At 60.3% G+C, this 1265-nt stretch carries 1 protein-coding gene; it reads left to right on the forward strand.

Translation table 11 applies throughout. The features are described 5' to 3' along the window. Nucleotides 1-1030, forward strand: a 1030-nt coding sequence (locus tag IE199_RS21825; protein ID WP_031430888.1) for an IS91-like element ISCR2 family transposase, incomplete at its 5' end; no start/stop codon positions are given. Nucleotides 1031-1265: the final 235 nt, after the last annotated feature.

Consider the following 1265-nt stretch of genomic DNA (forward strand, 5'->3'; position numbering starts at 1 on the left):
GCACCTGGTCAAGAAAGCGGGCCATACCCACCAAGTGGCCAAGACGGGCGCGGTCACCCTGATCCAGCGTTTTGGATCGGCGCTCAATCTGAATGTTCACTTCCACATGCTGTTTCTCGACGGTGTGTATGTCGAGCAATCCCACGGCTCAGCGCGTTTCCGCTGGGTCAAGGCGCCGACCAGCCCAGAGCTCACCCAGCTGACGCACACCATCGCCCACCGGGTGGGTCGCTATCTGGAACGGCAAGGCCTGCTGGAACGGGATGTCGAAAACAGCTATCTGGCCTCGGATGCGGTGGATGACGACCCGATGACACCCCTGCTGGGGCACTCGATCACTTACCGTATCGCTGTCGGTTCACAGGCGGGGCGAAAGGTGTTCACTTTGCAAACTCTGCCGACCAGTGGTGATCCGTTCGGTGACGGGATTGGCAAGGTAGCCGGGTCCAGCCTGCACGCCGGCGTGGCGGCCAGGGCCGATGAACGCAAGAAGCTCGAACGGCTGTGCCGGTACATCAGCCGCCCGGCGGTATCCGAGAAGCGGCTGTCGTTAACACGAGGCGGCAACGTGCGCTACCAGCTCAAGACGCCGTACCGGGACGGCACCACGCACGTCATTTTCGAACCATTGGATTTCATTGCAAGGCTGGCCGCCCTGGTACCGAAGCCCAGAGTCAACCTAACCCGCTTCCACGGGGTGTTCGCACCCAACAGTCGGCACCGGGCGTTGGTCACGCCGGCAAAACGGGGCAGGGGCAACAAGGTCAGGGTGGCTGATGAACCGGCAACACCAGCACAACGGCGAGCGTCGATGACATGGGCGCAACGGCTCAAGCGTGTTTTCAATATCGACATCGAGACCTGCAGCGGCTGCGGCGGCGCCATGAAAGTCATCGCCTGCATTGAAGACCCTATAGTGATCAAGCAGATCCTTGATCACCTGAAGCACAAAGCCGAAACCAGCGGGACCAGGGCGTTACCCGAAAGCCGGGCGCCACCGGCTGAGCTGCTCCTGGGTCTGTTTGACTGACGAGCCTGAAGGCCAACGATACCAATCAAAATGCTGCGTTCACAGCGCCGCGGCAGGGATCCGCCGTGCTGGTTGTCGGAAAAGGAGCCGCTAGTGGGAAAGAGGAGGGTAAATTTTCAGCGTTGCTGGCTCCCCGTCAGCCGGATTGGGTTGCATCGCAGGGGTGTCGAAAGAGTCAACTGCGGTCCAAAGCTGTTGGACTTGGGTGAAAAGGGCGTTTATTCTTCCTATACGT

This window comes from Thalassotalea marina, from assembly GCF_014656435.1.
Taxonomy (GTDB): domain Bacteria; phylum Pseudomonadota; class Gammaproteobacteria; order Enterobacterales; family Alteromonadaceae; genus Thalassotalea_C; species Thalassotalea_C marina.